This window comes from Kribbella lupini, assembly GCF_039529595.1.
In the GTDB taxonomy this organism is placed as follows: domain Bacteria; phylum Actinomycetota; class Actinomycetes; order Propionibacteriales; family Kribbellaceae; genus Kribbella; species Kribbella lupini.
On the sequence record NZ_BAAANC010000001.1, the window covers coordinates 2,614,048 to 2,629,835 of the forward strand.

Genomic DNA, 15,788 nt, shown 5'->3' on the forward strand with positions numbered 1-15,788 from the left:
CTCCCCCAACTCATCGGTCCCGGCGGGTCGCCAATCGCGCCAGCCGCTCCAGGTCGTCCGCCGGCCGCCCGGTCGTCGCCGACCGGAGTTCCCCCAGGGCCGCGGTGAGCAGGGCGTCGGCCTGGGCCTGGCTCTGCGCGCGCGATCCCGCGTGCTCGATCAGGTCGGCCGCACGGATCAACTCGTCGGCGGACAGGTCGTGCGTCCCGCTGTACAGGTCGCCGAGTGCCTGCCCGGCCTCCGTGCCCGAGCTCAGCGCGGCGACCACCGGCAACGACTTCTTGCGCCGGCGCAGATCGGAGTGCACCGGCTTGCCGGTGACCCGGGGATCACCCCAGATGCCGAGCAGGTCGTCGACGTACTGGTAGGCGAGTCCGAGGTCCTCGCCGAAGAGCCGCAGGTGCTCGACCTGTTCAGGGCGGCCTCCCCCGAGCAGCGCCCCGAGCGCGGTCGAGCAGCCGAGCAGCGCGCCGGTCTTCAACTGCGCCATCCGGACGCACTCGGAGAGCGCGACCTCGCTCCTGGTCTCGAAGTGCGCGTCGGCCAACTGCCCCTCGACCAGCTCCTGCACGGCCTGACCCAGCATCTTCGCGGCCTCGTCGGCGGCATGGTGGCCGCTGGCAACCAGTACGTCGAACGCCAAGCTGAGCAGGGCGTCCCCGGCCAGGATCGCCGGCCCGAGACCGAAGACCGTCCACGCCGTCGGCCGGTGCCGGCGGGTCGTGTCGCAGTCCATCACGTCGTCGTGCAGGAGCGAGAAGTTGTGCACCAGCTCGACCGCGACCGCCGCCGGTACGCCGTCGGCCGCCGTACCGCCGACGGCCTGCGAAGCGAGCAGGGCGAGCGCCGGGCGGAGCGCCTTCCCGCCGTCCGCGCGGGTCGGCGTCCCGTCCTCGTCCTCCCAGCCGAAGTGGTAGTTCGTGATCCGCTGTGTTGCCAGTGGCATCCTTCCGACCGCTGCTCGCAGCGCCGGCTCCACCTGGTCCCGCGACCAGGCCAGCAGCTGCTGAGCCGGGATCGCCGTGCGCTGGACCGGTGGGTCCGTGGACGGACCGGTCTGTTCGACTGTCGTCATCGCAGGCTCCTCATCCGCCGAGTTCGACGTGCTCGAGAACGCCGAGGGCGTCAGGGACCAGGACCGCGGCGGAGTAGTAGGTGCTGACCAGGTACGACGTGACGGCCTTCTCGTTGATGCCCATGAAGCGGGCGTTCAGGCCGGGCTCGACCTCGTCCGGCAGACCGGTCTGACGCAGGCCGATGACTCCCTCGTCCTCGAGCCCGGTACGCATCACCAGCACCGACGTCGTGTTGTCCGCGGTGATCGGGATCTTGTTGCAGGGCAGGATCGGGACGCCGCGCCAGGACTGAACGCGCTGTCCCTCGACGAGCGTGCTCTCCGGGTACACGCCGGCCTTCGTGCACTCCCGGCCGAACGCCGCGATCGCGCGCGGGTGGGCCAGCAGCGCCCGCGGCTTGCGGCGCCGGGTGAGCAGCTCGTCGAAGTCGTCCGGGGTCGGCGGACCGCTGCGCGGGTACAGACACTGCTTGAAGTCCACGTTGTGCAGCAGCCCGAAGTCGCGGTTGTTGATCAGCTCGTGCTCCTGGCGTTCGCGGAGCGCCTCGATGGTCAGCCGCAGCTGCTGCTCGGTCTGGTTCATCGGGTGGTTGTAGAGATCGGACACCCGGGTGTGCACCCGCAGGATCGTCTGCGCGACGCTCAGCTCGTACTCCCGCGGCGCCGGGTCGTAGCCCACGAACGTCCCCGGCAGGTCGTCCTCGCCGGTGTGCCCCGAGGAGAGCGCGATCTCCGCCTCTCCGTTCTTGTTCTGCGGCGGGCGCGGCCGGGACCGGACGTCGTCCAGGTAGGTCCGCAGGGTCTCGGACCGGTCCTTCAGCTCGTCGAGCGACTGCCGGGTCAGGCGCAGTACGGTGCAGCGCGTCGTCGTCCGGGCCGTGTACTCCCAGATGCTCTCCGGCGGGTCGAGAAAGAGCTGCTCGCCCAGGTAGTCGCCGTCCGCCGAGGTCCCGAGATCGGTCCCGTCGCCGTACTGGCCCACACCGACCTTGCTGATCTTGCCGTGGGCAAGCAGCAGGACGTCGTCGATCCGGCTGCCGAACTCAGTGAGCGAGTAGCCGGGCTCGTACTCCTCCACGCCGAAGCGGTTCGCCAGCTCCTGCAGGAGATCGGGGTCGCCCAGTCCACGCAGCGGCGGCAGCTCGGTCAGCTCCTGCGGGATCACCCGGACGTCGGCGCCGGTGACGGAGAAGCTGAGCCGGCCGTCGCCGATCGCGAAGCTGGTCCGGCGGTTCACCCGGTACGCGCCGCCCTTGGTCTCCACCCACGGCAGGACCCGCAGCAGCCAGCGCGGCGAGATGCCCTGCATCTGCGGGACGGACTTGGTCGTGCTCGCCAGCTGCCGCGCCGCCGCGGTTCCCAGGCTGAGCTGCGGCTTGATTTCGGTGTCAGACGTCGTCACAATGCACCCTCCAGTCGCTTCGCACTGGCCGGCCGCGGGATCCGCGACGCCGACCGACCCAACCCAGTCGTGCCGCCGAGCAGCTTGCGCGGAATGTGCAGCTGCTCGGCCTCGTCGTACCGGCCGCAGCCCTGGTGCCAGACGAGAATCCCGGACATCCAGTTCTGCAGCTCCTCGGCGTACCCCGTGAGCACGCGCCGGGCGTCGTCGTCGAGGTCGTAGTCGTCGAACAGCACCGGCAGATCGACGGCCACCAGTTGCTCGAACTGCCGCATCCGGGCCGTCATCAACGCGTTCACCGTCTCGAACGCCGTCGGCAGGTCGCAGTCGAGGAAGTTGCGGACGACAAGGACGCCGTTGTGCAGCTCCCCCTCGTACTGGATCTCCTTGCGGTACGAGAAGACGTCGTTCAGCAGGCACGCGTAGTCCGCGGCCGCGTTCTCCAGGGCCCGGATCGGCCGGGTCCGGTAGATCCGCGGTGGGACCGTCCGCCCGTGACCGATCCGGCACAGGCTCATCGTCAGGTCCGAGCCGAACGTGCGCCGGCGCATTTCCAGGTAGTCGACCGGATCGGGGATCCGGTGCTGGGCCTGGTTGGCCAGCTCCCACAGCCAACTGTCGGTCATCGAGTCGATCGCGGCTTTGAACGACGACCGGGCTTCCGGCGTCATCGGCCCCGCGGTCCGCTGCCAGAGATCCGCGAGAGCGCGTTCCAGCCCGTTCACCGGGACGATCCCGGGGCTCAGGTCCAACGGCATCAGCGCCGACAACCGCTGGTTCGCCGCCTTCGCGCCGGCCAGGTCGTGGGTCCGCCCGTAGACCACCGGGTAGTAGTCGTCGGCGTACGTGCCCCACGCCAGCCACTGCGTCGACACGTCCAGCGCCTCCGGATCGGCGTCCGGATGGATCCCGCCCGCGCACAACGCGAGGTCCGCGATCTCGAGCAGGCGCCGGTCCCAGACCAGCCCGTCCGTGATCCCGACCCGGTCGCCCCACTCGAGAACGTTGGCCCGCGCTCGCGCCAGGTGCGGGCTCATCTTGGCCCGGTACGGCATGTACAGCTCAGGCGGCGTGTACGGCTCCACCACCTCGTACGGCCGGTGCGTGTGCGTCCGGGTCCGGTACGGCGCCGACGTCACCATCGACTGCAGGATCCGGACCGCGGACGTACCCATGCCCTTCGGCCCGTCGAGGAACGCGCTCGGCCCGAGCGTCGCCGCCTGACCGCCGTCGTTCATGTAGCGGCTCGACCGCAGATGCCACTCGTGACCGCCGGACTGCCAGTCCTGCAGGCCTTTCACGTAGCTCAGGACGTCGAGCCGTCCCTGCGGGCTGACCGCGTGCTCCTCCAGCAACGGCGGCACCTCGGTGAGCGCCGTGTTCTCGAACTGGTGCAACCGCGAGGTGAGGATGTCGTTCACCAGGTCGGCCGCGCGCTGCGGAGAACAGCCGAGAAAGCGCTCCACGACCAGGACGCCGTTGTTGAGCTCGCCCTCGGTCTCCACCTCGCGCTGGTAGGAGAACAGGTCGTTGCGCAGGTGCACCGCGTCGGAGAACGTGTCGCTGAGCACCTTCATCGGCCGCAGGTGCGCGACCTCGTCCGGGACCTCGGCCTGGACGGCGTACTCGACGAGGTTCGCCGACCACGGCGCGCCACCGACCTTGCGGCGCATCTCGACGTACTCGATCGGGTTGGCCAGGCGGCCGGCGGTGATGTTGGACAGCTCCCACAGCGACTCGGCCAGCAACGCCTCGGTGGTGTCCACGAACCGGCGCCGCCAGCCCGCCGACATCGACGGGATCGTCCGGTTCCACAGGTCGGCGAGACCGCGCTCCACCGGGTTCTCCGGTGTTTGCGTGATCGGTCCCTCGACCGGCATGAACGCGTTCAGCCGGTCCAGGTACGCCTTCGCCCCGGCGGTGTCTTTCGTCTTCTTGTACAGCTCGAGGAAGTGGTCGTCGAAGTAGAAGACCCATACGTACCAGTCGGTGACCAGGTCGAGCGCGGCCGCGCTGGCGTCCGGATGGGTGTACGCGCAGAGCAGGGCGTAGTCATGGGACTCGAAGTCGTGCAGGTCCCAGATCGCCTTGCCCTGCTGGGGTACGTCGATCATGTCGAACGCGTACGCCCAGGCGCGGCTGTGCTCGCGCGCTTGTTCCAGGTGCGGGTTGAGCCGCGCCGGGTAAGGAACGTAGAAGTCAGGGAGTTGGTACGGCTGCTTCTTGGCCCCAGGTGGTGGGCCGCCCGGCTCGTCTGTCGCGTCCCGCCCGACGCGGGAGACGAGCCGGGCGGCGGCTCCCGGTGGTGACGGCAGTCTCATCGCGAGCCTAGCCCTCGCGCCCGATCTCGACGCCCTCGAGAATGCCGAGCGCGTCCGGGACGAGGACGGCGGCCGAGTAGTACGCGCTCACCAGGTAGTTGATGATCGCCTTCTCGTTGATGTTCATGAAGCGCACGGACAGCCCCGGCTCGTACTCGTCGGGCAGACCGGTCTGCTGCAGACCGACGACGCCCTGGCTGTCCTCCCCCGTGCGCATCAGCATGATCGAGCTGGTCCGGGTCTCGCTGATGCCGATCTTGTTGCACGGGAAGATCGGCACGCCCCGCCAGGCCGGCACCCGGTGCCCGCCGAAGTCCACGCTGTCCGGGTAGATCCCGGCCTTCGTGCACTCCCGCCCGAACGCCGCGATCGAGCGCGGGTGGGCCAGGAAGAAGGCCGGCTCCTTCCATACCATCCCGAGCAGCTCGTCCAGGTCGCCCGGCGTCGGTGGCCCGGTGCGGGTCGGGATCCGCATGCTCAGGTCCGCGTTGTGCAGCAGGCCGAAGTCGCGGTTGTTCACCATCTCGTGCTCCTGGCGCTCGCGCAGCGCCTCGATGGTCAGCCGCAACTGCTGCTCGGTCTGGTCCATCGGGTGGTTGTAGAGGTCGGCGACCCGGCTGTGCACCCGCAGCACGGTCTGCGCGACGCTCAGCTCGTACTCGCGCGGCGTCGTCTCGTAGTCGACGTACGTCCCGGGCAGGTCGGCCTCACCCTCGTGCCCGGCCGAGAGCGCGATCTCGGCCTCGCCGTACTCGTCGGACTCGGGCTGCGGGTTGGCGCGGAACGCCTCGATGTGCGCGCGCAGACTGTCCGACCGGCCGACCAGCTCCTCGAACGAGTCCTGCGACAGCGTCAGCAACGTGCAGGGCGTGATCGCCTTGACGGTGTACTCCCAGTAGTCCTCGGACTCCAGGATCGCCCGGTAGGTGAAGTGGTCGCCGTCGGCAAGGGTCTCCAGCACGGTCTCGTCGCCGTACTTGCCGGCGCCGATCTTGTTCACCTTGCCGTGCGCGATCAGGCAGATCCGGTCCGCGGAGTGGCCGCGCTCGACGATCACGTCGCCGGGCTGGAACTCCTGCTGCTCGAACCGGTCGGCCAGCGCGGTCAGCACCTCGACGTCGTCGAAGCTGCGCAGCAGCGCGAGCTCGCACAGTTCCTGCGGGATCACCCGGACCTCGGCACCGCTGGTGGTGAAGGTGACCCGGCCGTCGCCGACGGCGTAGCTGAGCCGGCGGTTCACCCGGTACGCGCCGCCGTTCACCTGCACCCACGGCAGCATCTTCAGCAGCCACCGCGAGGTGATGCCCTGCATCTGCGGCTCGGACTTGGTCGTGGTCGCCAGGTTCCGCGCGGCGGCGGTCCCAAGGCTGAGTTGCGGTCGCTGCGCTGGGGCGTCGGACGACGCCGGTTCGGTCAGGGTCACGCGAAATGCACCACCATTCGGTTGGACCGGCCGAGCGCAGCACGCAGCGCCCCGAGAGGTCCCGGGGTCTGGTCGGCGATCGGACGGACAGCTCTACTCGGGCATGCAGAAACGCTTCGTGAGCAGGCGGCAGTCACCAGCTCGTCGCGGATGGTTGACGTGGTCCAGCCGACAGCCCGGCCGTGCTCGTCGCAGGCATCGGCGGCAACACCGACGCGGGACGGACGGCCGACGGACGACCGCTCGGGGCGCCCAGTTCGCCCCACGCCCGACCGGTCCGGCTGGATACGCACTCACCGTAACCGAGCCCTCACCTCACGCGTCAAGAGACGCACACGGTGACGATCTTGCAAAGCCCTGGCGACCCCGAATTAATGGCCGCCGGACCCCGACTCAATACGTCGTTCAGATGATCGGGGTCTCCGGCGCACTGGCTTTCGGCGTCCCGGCCTCGGCCGTGCCGGACCATTCGTCGACCTCGATCCGCCCGGTCCAGCGCAGGTCGGGGTCGGGTTGTGGAATCGAGTCCAGCAGCAGCCGCGTGTACGGGTGGGACGGTTCGTGCATGACGGTGTCGACGGGGCCTCGTTCAACGATCCTGCCGCGGTTGATCACCATCACCTGGCCGCCGAGGTAGTAGACCGTCGAGAGGTCGTGGGTGATGAACAGCGTCGTCATGCCGTGCTCGCGCTGGAAGTCCAGCAGGATGTCGAGGAACAGCCGGCGGACCTGGGCGTCGAGCATCGACACCGGTTCGTCGGCGATCACGAAGGCGGGCCGGAGCATGTGGATCCGGGCCAGCATCACCCGTTGCCGCTGGCCACCGGACAGCTGGTGCGGGTACCGGCCGAGAACGCGTTCCGGCTCCAGCTTCACGGCCTCCAGGGAGCGCTCGATCAACGCGAGGCCCTCGGCCTGGCTCGTGGCCAGCTTGAACTTCTTGACCGCCTTCCAGAGCACCCGGTCGACCCGGTAGAAGGGGTTGAAGATCGCGTACGGGTCCTGGAAGACCGGCTGCACGTTGCGGCGGTAGTCGTCGTACTCGGCCCGGTCGAGCTTGAAGATGTCCTTGCCGCCGTACGTGATCGTGCCGCTGGTCGGCTTCTGCAGGCCGAGCACGTTGCGCGCGATGGTGCTCTTGCCGCTGCCGCTCTGGCCGACCAGGCTGACCACCTGCGGCGGTTCCGGGGAGAGCGTGAAGCTCGCGTCCTCGACGGCGGTCAGGTAGCCGCCGGCCGCGCCGCGGGCGTGAAACCGTTGCTGGACGCCCCTGAGCTCGATCGTCTTGGTCACGATGCCCTCCTGCCGAGCCGCGGAATCGATTCGATCAGCTGCCGGGTGTACTCGTGCTTCGGCTGCTTGTAGACCTGCCGTACGTCGCCGACCTCGACCAGCCGGCCCTCGTACATCACCGCGACCCGGTCCACCAGCTGCGCGTGCACGCCCATGTCGTGCGAGATCACCACCAGCGTGACGCCGAAGTCGCGTTGCAGGTCGACCAGGCTCTGCAGGATCACCCGCTGGATCGTCACGTCGAGCGCGGTGGTCGGCTCGTCGGCGATCACGAGGTCGGGTTCGAGCGCGACGCAGATCGCCATCAGCACGCGCTGCTTCATCCCGCCGGACAGCTCGTGCGGGTACATCCGCGCGACGTCGGCGTCCAACCCGACCTGAGCGAGCAGCCGCGGGACCAGCTCGGAGAGCGTGCTCTTGCGCTCCGGCGCGTGCTCCAGGATCACGTCGCGGAACTGGTCGCCGATCCGCATCACCGGGTTCAGCGAGTTCATCGATCCCTGCGGCAGGTAGGAGAGCGCGCTCCAGCGCAGTACCCGCAGCTCCTCGCCGTCGACCTTCAGCAGGTCGACCGGAGAACGCCCGCGGGGACGGAAGATCGCGCTCCCCGCCGTGACCTTGCCCGGCGGCTTGAGCAGCCGGAGCAGCGCGACGGCCAGCGTGCTCTTGCCGCTGCCGGACTCCCCCGCGATGCCGAGGATCTCTCCTCGCCGTACGGCGAGGTCGAGGCCGGAGACGGCCTTCACCTCGCCCTTGGTGGTGGAGTACGCGACCTCCAGGCCCGAGATCTCCAGCACGACGTCGTCGTCACTCACCGGCCACTCCTCTCAGCCGCGGGTTGTAGACCTCTTCGAGCCCGATGTTGATCATGTTCAGCGCCGCGAACAGCAACGTCAGCAGCACGATCGGGACCACGAACATCGGCCAGGCGCCGAGGGTCAGCGCGCCGGTGTTGATCGCGTTGAAGATGATCTGCCCGAGGTCGATCACGCCACCGGGTCCGAGCCCGATCACCTCCAGGCCGACCAGGCCGAAGATCGCGCCGAGCGCCGACGAGGCGAACCCGACGCCGATGAACGGCAGCAGGTTCGGCAGCAGCTCGGTGACGATGATCTCCAGGTCGCGGGCCTTGCTCACCCGCGCCAGGTCGACGTACGGGCGTGACCGCAGGCTGAGCACCTGGGACCGGATCGTCTTGGCCGCGAACGGCCAGCTGAAGATCGAGATCATCACCCCGACCTGGAACAGGCTGACGTTCTTGGCGTACGCCGAGAGCGCGATCAGCAGCGGGAACGTCGGGATCACCAGCAGGATGCCGGTGAAGGTGGACAGCACGCCGTCCACCCAGCCGCCCTTGTAGCCGGCCACGAACGCGACGATCACGCCGACCACGGTCGAGATCACGCCGGCGATCGCCCCGATCTGCAGCGAGACCGAGGTCGCGCTGACCACCATCGCCAGCACGTCCCGGCCGAACTGGTCGGTGCCGAGCAGGTGGCCGGGCCCCGGCACCAGCCACTTCTCGTACGCCGCGAACTCCAGCGGGTCCTTGCCGTTGCCGACGGCATCGACGATCAGCGGGCTGAAGACGGCCAGCAGGATCATCGCCGCCAGCAGGGCCAGGCCGGTCGCCAGTCGCGGGCTGTGCCGGATCGTGTGTCCGGTCGCGGTCAGTAGTCTCATCGCGATCACTTCCAGTACTTGACGCGCGGGTCAAGCAGGGGCAGCAGGAGGTCGAGCAGCAGGACGGCGGTGAGCACGGAGAAGATCGCCATGTCGGTGACGCCCAGGATCGTGTTGAAGTCGAGCTGCTGGATCGCCGTCACCAGCGTCGATCCCAGGCCCGGGTAGTTGAACAGCTGCTCCACCAGCACGTTGCCGTTGAAGATGAAGCCGAGCGAGATGCCGAACGCGGTGATCTGCGGCAGGTAGCAGTTGCGCAGCGCGTACCGGGTCAGGATCCGCCACGGCTTGAGGCCCTTCGCCTCGGCGTACACCAGGTAGTCCTCGCCGAGCACCGGGACCATCAGCATCCGGGTGGACAGGATCCAGCTGAACGTCCCGATCAGCACGATCGACATCGCCGGCAGGAACCCGTACTTGATCACGCTCCCGACGAACTCCGGGCTGAACCCCGGACTGATCGTCGAGTCGTACGCCGACCGCGCGGGCAGCCAGCCGAGGCTGTAGGCGAACACGTAGACCAGGATCAGCGCGACGAAGAAGAACGGCACGTGCGACAGCGCGATCGACAGGTTCGTGATGATCGTCGACCCGAGCTTGCCGCGCCGCCAGCCGGCGATCGCGCCGATCAGCACCCCGAGCACCCAGCTGATCACCGCGGCCATGCCGAGCAGGCCGATGGTCCACGGCAACGACCGCAGGATCACGTCCTGGGCCGGGGTCGGGTAGTTGATCAGCGACGGCCCGAGGTCGCCGTGGAAGATCAGGTTCTGCATGTACTTCAGGTACTGGACGAAGATGTTGCCGTCGAGCCCGAACTCGGCCTGGTAGCGCGCGATCACCTCCGTACTGGCCGCCTGGTTGTACACGTAGTTCTGCTGCAGGGTCTGGATCAGCGTCTGGATCGGGTCGCCCGGGATCATCCGGAAGAAGAAGAACGCGATCGTCAGCGCGCCCCACAGCTCGACCAGGTACAGGCCGAACCGCCGGATCGCGTACGCCGCCAGCGGGTGCCGCGCCAGCCAGGGCCGCAGACCGCGGGAGGGAGCGCTCTCGGCGCTCTCCTCCACAACGGTCGCGGACGGCGCGGTCGCGGTCACGCCGGGCCCTTCTGGCCGGTCGCCTTCAGCCTCCCGAGCACGAAGATGAAGTGCGACCACCAGTTCAACGGCACCTGGTACAGGTCGTCGTCGGTCGGCCAGCCGGTCCAGAACGTGGTGTTGAAGTACGACGGGTAACCGGTCTGGATCACCGGCATCAGCGGCAGTTGCGTGAAGTAGATCTCCAGCGCTTTGTCCAGCAACGGCTTGGCCTCGGCGCTCTTCGGGTCCAGCACGGCGAGCTTGGCCGACACCTCGTCCAGCTCGGGGTTCTTCAGGCGCTGCTTGTTCTTGCCGGCCGCGTTCTTGCCGATCGGCTGCGCCTTGTCGCTGGTCCAGTTGGTGTACAGCTGCTGGGGGTCGAAGGCGAAGCCGTCCCAGTTGGAGTCCAGGTCGTACTCGCCGCGCTCGAACTTCTCGCTGTGCACGGGACCGCTCAGGCTGCGCAGGGTCGCCGGGACGCCGGCCTTGCCGAGGTCGGTCTTGATCACGTTGGCGATCGCGTACTCGGCACCGTCGACCGGCGAGGCGGTGATGATCTCGAGGTTGATCTCCTTGCCCTTGTAGGTCCGCTTGCCGGCCGCGTTCTTCGGCGCGATCTCGTCGAGCAGCGCGTTGGCCTTGTCCGGGCTGTACTCGAACTTGTACTTCTCGGCCAGCGCGTCGTTCTTCCACGGGTCGTTGCTCGGGTAGTCCGCCCACGGGTAGATCGCCGGCGGCACCTTGACCGGCCAGATCGAGTTCCCGATCTTCTCCCGGTCGATCAGGTAGTTGATCGCCTGGCGCATCTTGGGCTCGGCGATCACGCCCCGGGCCGGGTCGCAGTTGGGCCAGATGATCCGCGGGTTCGGGTCGTGGAACTGGGTGGTGACCATCGCCGGGTAGCCGGTGTTGCGCAGCTGCTTGGCGTGCTGCTCGTCGATGGAGCCGACGTCGAACTCGGCGCGCTCGAAGGCCAGCGCCGCCGAATCCAGCTGCTTGGCCGTGCTCTGGTACACGACGTACTGGGGCGCCGGGTCCAGCTGCTCCTTGGCCCAGTACTCCGGGTTCTTCTCCCAGACGAACATCCGCTGGCTGCGGATCGTCTGCTTCAGCTTGTACGGGCCGCTGCGGGTCGGCGGGTTCTCCTTGAACTTGGTCGGATCCTGACCCTTCCAGACGTGCTCGGGCAGGATGTCGAACGCGCTCGCGATCGCCGCGATGAAGTTGTAGTGCATCCGCGGACCGGGCTTCTTCAGCTTCATCACCGCGGTCTGGGCGTCCGGTACGTCGATCGACTGGACGAACTCGGCCAGGTCCCCGCCACCGCCGAACAGGTCCTTGCGGTCCTTCAGCAGCAGCACGGTGAACTTGAAGTCGTTCGCGGTCAGCGGCTTGCCGTCGCTCCACTTGGCCTTCGGGTCGAACTTGAAGGTCAGCTCGGTGTGGTCGGCGTTGTACTCGTAGCCCGTGCACAGCCACGGTTTCAGCTCGCCGTTGGCCAGGTTGAGGTAGAACATCGCCTCGCGGCAGATCGACTCGAACCCGGCGCCGGACTGCCAGCCGTTCGGGATCATCGTGTTGAAGCTGTCGAAGACGTTGTACTCGACTTGGCCGATCACGACCGTCTGGTCGCGCGGCGTGGGAATGTTCGCCTTGCCGATCTGCACCGACTTGGTGGCGGCCGGCTTGTTGGCGGGCTTGTCGGAGTACGAACCGCCGCCGCCGGAACAGGCGGCCAGCAGACCGGACAGTCCCAGGGCGGCACCTCCCCCGACCAGACTGCGGCGACTCAGCTGGTGCCGCACGACCTCGGCGACGTCCTCGAACTGCGGGCGGGGTGCTTCGTTCACGATCGGATCTCCTTCGATCCGAGGGTGGCTCGGCCTCGGCCGGCGCGCTGCGGCGCGTCCGGCCGGTGTGACGTAAGGCATCTCCGTTTCGCTTGCCCGACAGCCGATGTCACCGATTGAAACGTTTCCCGGACTATAGGTAGCGATGACAACGATGGCAAGACTTCGCTGCCCAGCTTGGCGAATTGACCGGTTTCCGCTGCTCAGTGGATATACCAACCGCTGACAACGATGGTTCGCGCTCCGTAAATCGTCGGGGCCTGCGCGCTGTCACACGCGTCGTCACACGGTGGCTGGGTTGTCTGGGGTCACCACAACAGTTCTGGGGACGATCCAGGGGGAACGCATGACGAGTACCACCGTCGATTTCGAGGCGATCAAGGACAAGCAGCGCGCAGGGTGGCAGACCGGCGACTACCCGCGGGTGGGCAACACGCTGCAGATCATCGCCGAGCTGCTGGTCGAGGCGGCCGACGTACGGGCCGGGCACCGCGCGCTGGACGTCGCCTGCGGTCAGGGCAACGCCGCACTCGCGGCCGCTCGCCGGTTCGCCGACGCGACCGGCATCGACTACGCCACCAACCTGCTCGAGCAGGGGCGCGACCGCGCGGCCGCCGAGCACCTGCCGGTCACCTTCACCGAGGGCGACGCGGAGAACCTGCCGGTGCCGGACGAATCGTTCGACCTGGTGCTCAGCACGGTCGGCGTGATGTTCGCGCCGGACCACCAGCGCGCCGCGGACGAGCTGGTCCGGGTCACCAAGCCCGGCGGCAAGATCGCGCTCTCCTGCTGGACTCCGAGCGGGATGGTCGGGCAGATGTTCAAGGTGGTCGGCAAGTGGGCGCCGCCGCCGGCCGGCGTCAAGCCCGCCGTGCTGTGGGGCACCGAGGAACACCTGGCCGAGCTGTTCGGCGACCGGGTCGAGTGGACCGCGTTGGAGAAGCGGGAGTACGTGTTCCGCTACCACTCGGCCGAGCACTTCTCGGAGTGGTTCCGTGAGTTCTACGGCCCGATCACCAAGCTGGCGGCAACGCTGTCCGAGGCGGACCGCGCGCAGTTCGCGGCGGAGTTGGCCGACGTACCGCGCAACTTCAACCAGGCCGACGACGGCACGATCGCCGCCCACGCGGAGTACCTGGAAGCAGTCGGCGTCCGCCGCTGAGGCGCCGTCGACCGGCGCCGGTCTGAGGGGGCACGGCGCCGGTCGGTGACACGGGTGGGGGTGGGGGTTCACACTGAGGCTCGGGGGTGGGTCATGGAGGGGACGATCAGGCTGCTCGGGCGGCCTTCGATCGCGTACGACGGCGTACCGGTGCGGGCGCCGCGGGGGCGGAAGAGCTGGGCGCTGCTTGCCTACGTGCTGCTCGCGGAACGTCCGCCGACGCGCAAACGCCTGGCCGAGATGCTGTTCGCGGAGGCGGAGGATCCGCTCGGCGCGCTGCGCTGGACGCTGGCGGAGCTGCGCCGGGCGCTCGGCGTACGGGAAGCGCTCTCTGGTGATCCCGTGGCGAGCGCGCTCGACGGCCTGCTGCGCGTGGACGTGCTCCAGGTGCTCTCGGCAACAGATCCCGCCCAGTTGCTGGACGTCGACGGTGAGCTGCTCGAAGGCGTCCAGCTGGACAACTGCCCCGACTTCGAGGCGTGGCTGATGGTCGAGCGGCACCGGGTGGCCTCGGCGGTCGAGTCCCGCCTGCGGGAGGCGGCCGTCGGGCTGGTCGCCGCGGGTCGGGCCGAGGACGCGATTCCCTTTGCCAGCAAGGCCGTTGCAGCAAATCCTCTCGAGCAGGGCAATCACGAGTTGCTCGTACGGAGCCTCGCCGTGTCGGGCGATCGGCCGGCGGCTCTGCGGCAGGTCGCGGTCTGCGAGGACATGTTGCGTCGCGAGCTGGGCATCGAGGCGTCGGCCTCGCTGCGGCAGGCATCGACGGTGGAACAGCGGCCGACGCTCGGTCTCGTCGGGAGCCGGGCGGCAGCGTTGAGCGCGTTCGAGGCCGGTCGCGCGGCGGTCGCCGCCGGGGTGGTCGAGTCCGGGCTGGAGTGCCTTCGGAGAGCGGTCTCTGAGGCGGCGCGGTGCGGCGACACCGAGTTGCAGGGACGCGCTCTCGTCGCTCTCGGCGGTGCTCTCGTGCACGCGGTCCGCGGGCAGGACGAGGAGGGCGCGATCACGCTCCAGGAGGCGATCCTCGTCGCCGAACGAGCCGGCGACCGTTCGACCGTGGTCACGGCGTACCGGCAGCTCGCTTTCGTCGAGGTGCAGGCCGGGCGTCGTACGACGGCCGAGAGCTGGCTCGCCCGCGCCTCAGCGTTGGCGGAGACGGATGCGGAGAACGCGGCCGTCCTCGGCGTCCGGGGGATGAACTCGTCGGACCTCGGCGACTACCCGGCGGCGTTGCAGCAGCTCGCGGAGTCGGCCGCGTTGGCCGCCCGGTGCGAGGATGCGCGGCAGCAGGCGTGGTCGTTGTCGATCCTCGGGCGGGCGCATCTGCTGCGCGGCGACTACAGCCAGGCCCGTGCGGTGGTCGATCAGTCGCTGGACTTGGTCAGGCAGCAACGATGGGTCGCGTTCCTGCCGTGGCCGCAGGCTCTGCTCGCCGAGCTTGACCTGTACGCCGGGGAGGTGGGCGCTGCGGCGGAGGGGTTCGAGCAGGCCTGGGCGCTGGGGTGCCAGGTCAATGACCCTTGCTGGGAAGGGATTTCGGCGCGCGGACTCGGTCTGCTCGCCGCCGAGCGTGGGGACTATCAGGGCGTCGTGCACTGGCTCGACCAAGCGGCTCGGCGCTCCAGCCGGGAGCCGGATCGGTACCAGTGGGTCCACGCGCACGTGCTCGACACGGCCGTTGGTACGGCGATCGACCAGGGCGATCATGCGCGGGCTCGGCCGCTGGCGGTCCAGCTGGCCGGGCTGGCCGCACGCTGCGACCTGCGGGAGCTCGTCGTACGGGCCCAGCTGCATCTCGGCCGGCTGGGCGATGCCCAGGCAATCAACTCGGCGCGCCTGATGGCCGCCGAGATCGACAATCCGAATCTCACCGAACTCTTCGAGGGACTATGAGCTTCCTACCGTTTCCCGAGCCGGACGACGCAACCCTGGCGGGCTTCGCGGCCCAGCGTGACGAGCTCGGGTTCGTGATGAACCTGACCCGGTTGTGGTCGTACCAGCCGGGGCTCAAGGACGGGCTGTTCGCGCTCGTCGACTCGGTCGTCAAGGAGCACGACCTCGACTTCCGGACCCGGGCGGTGCTGATCACCGCGATGGCGTCGACGCTGGGCGACAGCTACTGCTCTGTTGCCTGGGGCACCAAGCTCGCGGGTGAGAGCTCGGCCGAGCACGCGGCCGCCGTACTGACCGGTGACGACGCTCAGCTCTCCCCCGCGGAGGTCGCGCTCGCGACGTGGGCGCGGCAGGTCACGCGGGATCCGAACGCGACTGCGGCCAAGGACCTCGAGCCGTTGCGGCAGGCCGGGTGGACCGATCGTCAGATTTTCGGTCTGACGGTCTTCGTCGCGTTACGGCTGGCCTTCTCCACCGTCAACGACGCGCTCGGGGTCCGGCCCGACGCTGCCTACCACGAGCTGGCACCCGCGTCCGTACTCGATGCGCTACCGACGGGGCGCCCGCTGGACGAGGCCTGACCGCCGGGCCTGGGCGCGGGCGTCCG

The 15,788-nt window shown here is 68.8% G+C and carries 12 protein-coding genes; 3 read left to right on the forward strand and 9 right to left on the reverse strand.

The genetic code is table 11. The features are described from left to right. Window positions 1–10: 10 nt before the first annotated feature. From ABD235_RS12065 to ABD235_RS12105, 9 genes are all read right to left on the reverse strand, one after another. Window positions 11–1,075 (reverse strand): family 2 encapsulin nanocompartment cargo protein polyprenyl transferase, encoded by a 1,065-nt coding sequence (locus ABD235_RS12065; RefSeq protein WP_344173161.1) that lies wholly within the window; start codon window positions 1,073–1,075, stop codon window positions 11–13. A gap of 10 nt (window positions 1,076–1,085) precedes the next feature. Beyond that, window positions 1,086–2,477: a family 2B encapsulin nanocompartment shell protein gene (locus tag ABD235_RS12070; RefSeq protein ID WP_344173163.1), complete on the reverse strand. Its 1,392-nt coding sequence runs from the start codon at window positions 2,475–2,477 to the stop codon at window positions 1,086–1,088. Further along, the gene (locus ABD235_RS12075; protein WP_344173165.1) at window positions 2,474–4,798 is read right to left on the reverse strand and encodes a terpene synthase family protein; all 2,325 of its coding nucleotides are present in this window, start codon (window positions 4,796–4,798) and stop codon (window positions 2,474–2,476) included. Before ABD235_RS12075 ends, ABD235_RS12070 begins: the two co-directional genes overlap by 4 nt. A gap of 7 nt (window positions 4,799–4,805) precedes the next feature. Further along, the gene (locus tag ABD235_RS12080) at window positions 4,806–6,221 is read right to left on the reverse strand and encodes a family 2B encapsulin nanocompartment shell protein (protein WP_344173166.1); all 1,416 of its coding nucleotides are present in this window, start codon (window positions 6,219–6,221) and stop codon (window positions 4,806–4,808) included. Window positions 6,222–6,626: 405 nt separating this feature from the next. Beyond that, a complete protein-coding gene (locus tag ABD235_RS12085; RefSeq protein WP_344173168.1) occupies window positions 6,627–7,514 on the reverse strand; it encodes an ABC transporter ATP-binding protein in 888 nt (295 codons plus the stop codon). Continuing rightward, entirely contained in the window at window positions 7,511–8,329 is an 819-nt protein-coding gene (locus tag ABD235_RS12090) for an ABC transporter ATP-binding protein (protein WP_344173170.1), read from the reverse strand. The genes ABD235_RS12085 and ABD235_RS12090 overlap by 4 nt, the downstream gene beginning before the upstream one ends. Beyond that, window positions 8,322–9,197 carry an ABC transporter permease gene (locus tag ABD235_RS12095; protein WP_344173172.1) on the reverse strand — a complete coding sequence of 292 codons (876 nt, stop codon included), beginning with the start codon at window positions 9,195–9,197 and terminating at the stop codon, window positions 8,322–8,324. The genes ABD235_RS12090 and ABD235_RS12095 overlap by 8 nt, the downstream gene beginning before the upstream one ends. A gap of 5 nt (window positions 9,198–9,202) precedes the next feature. Beyond that, complete coding sequence (locus ABD235_RS12100) at window positions 9,203–10,297, reverse strand: ABC transporter permease (protein WP_344173174.1); 1,095 nt, start codon at window positions 10,295–10,297, stop codon at window positions 9,203–9,205. Beyond that, entirely contained in the window at window positions 10,294–12,129 is a 1,836-nt protein-coding gene (locus tag ABD235_RS12105; RefSeq protein WP_344173176.1) for an ABC transporter substrate-binding protein, read from the reverse strand. The genes ABD235_RS12100 and ABD235_RS12105 overlap by 4 nt, the downstream gene beginning before the upstream one ends. Before the next feature lie 346 nt (window positions 12,130–12,475). Here ABD235_RS12105 and ABD235_RS12110 point away from each other — a divergent pair, with 346 nt between their 5' ends. The 3 genes from ABD235_RS12110 (at window position 12,476) to ABD235_RS12120 (ending at window position 15,762) form a co-directional block, all read left to right on the forward strand. After that, on the forward strand, window positions 12,476–13,291 hold the full coding sequence (locus tag ABD235_RS12110) for a class I SAM-dependent methyltransferase (RefSeq protein WP_344173178.1): 816 nt from the start codon (window positions 12,476–12,478) through the stop codon (window positions 13,289–13,291). A gap of 93 nt (window positions 13,292–13,384) precedes the next feature. Beyond that, a complete protein-coding gene (locus ABD235_RS12115; protein WP_344173180.1) occupies window positions 13,385–15,181 on the forward strand; it encodes an AfsR/SARP family transcriptional regulator in 1,797 nt (598 codons plus the stop codon). After that, complete coding sequence (locus ABD235_RS12120; protein WP_344173183.1) at window positions 15,178–15,762, forward strand: carboxymuconolactone decarboxylase family protein; 585 nt, start codon at window positions 15,178–15,180, stop codon at window positions 15,760–15,762. The genes ABD235_RS12115 and ABD235_RS12120 overlap by 4 nt, the downstream gene beginning before the upstream one ends. Window positions 15,763–15,788 lie beyond the last annotated feature (26 nt).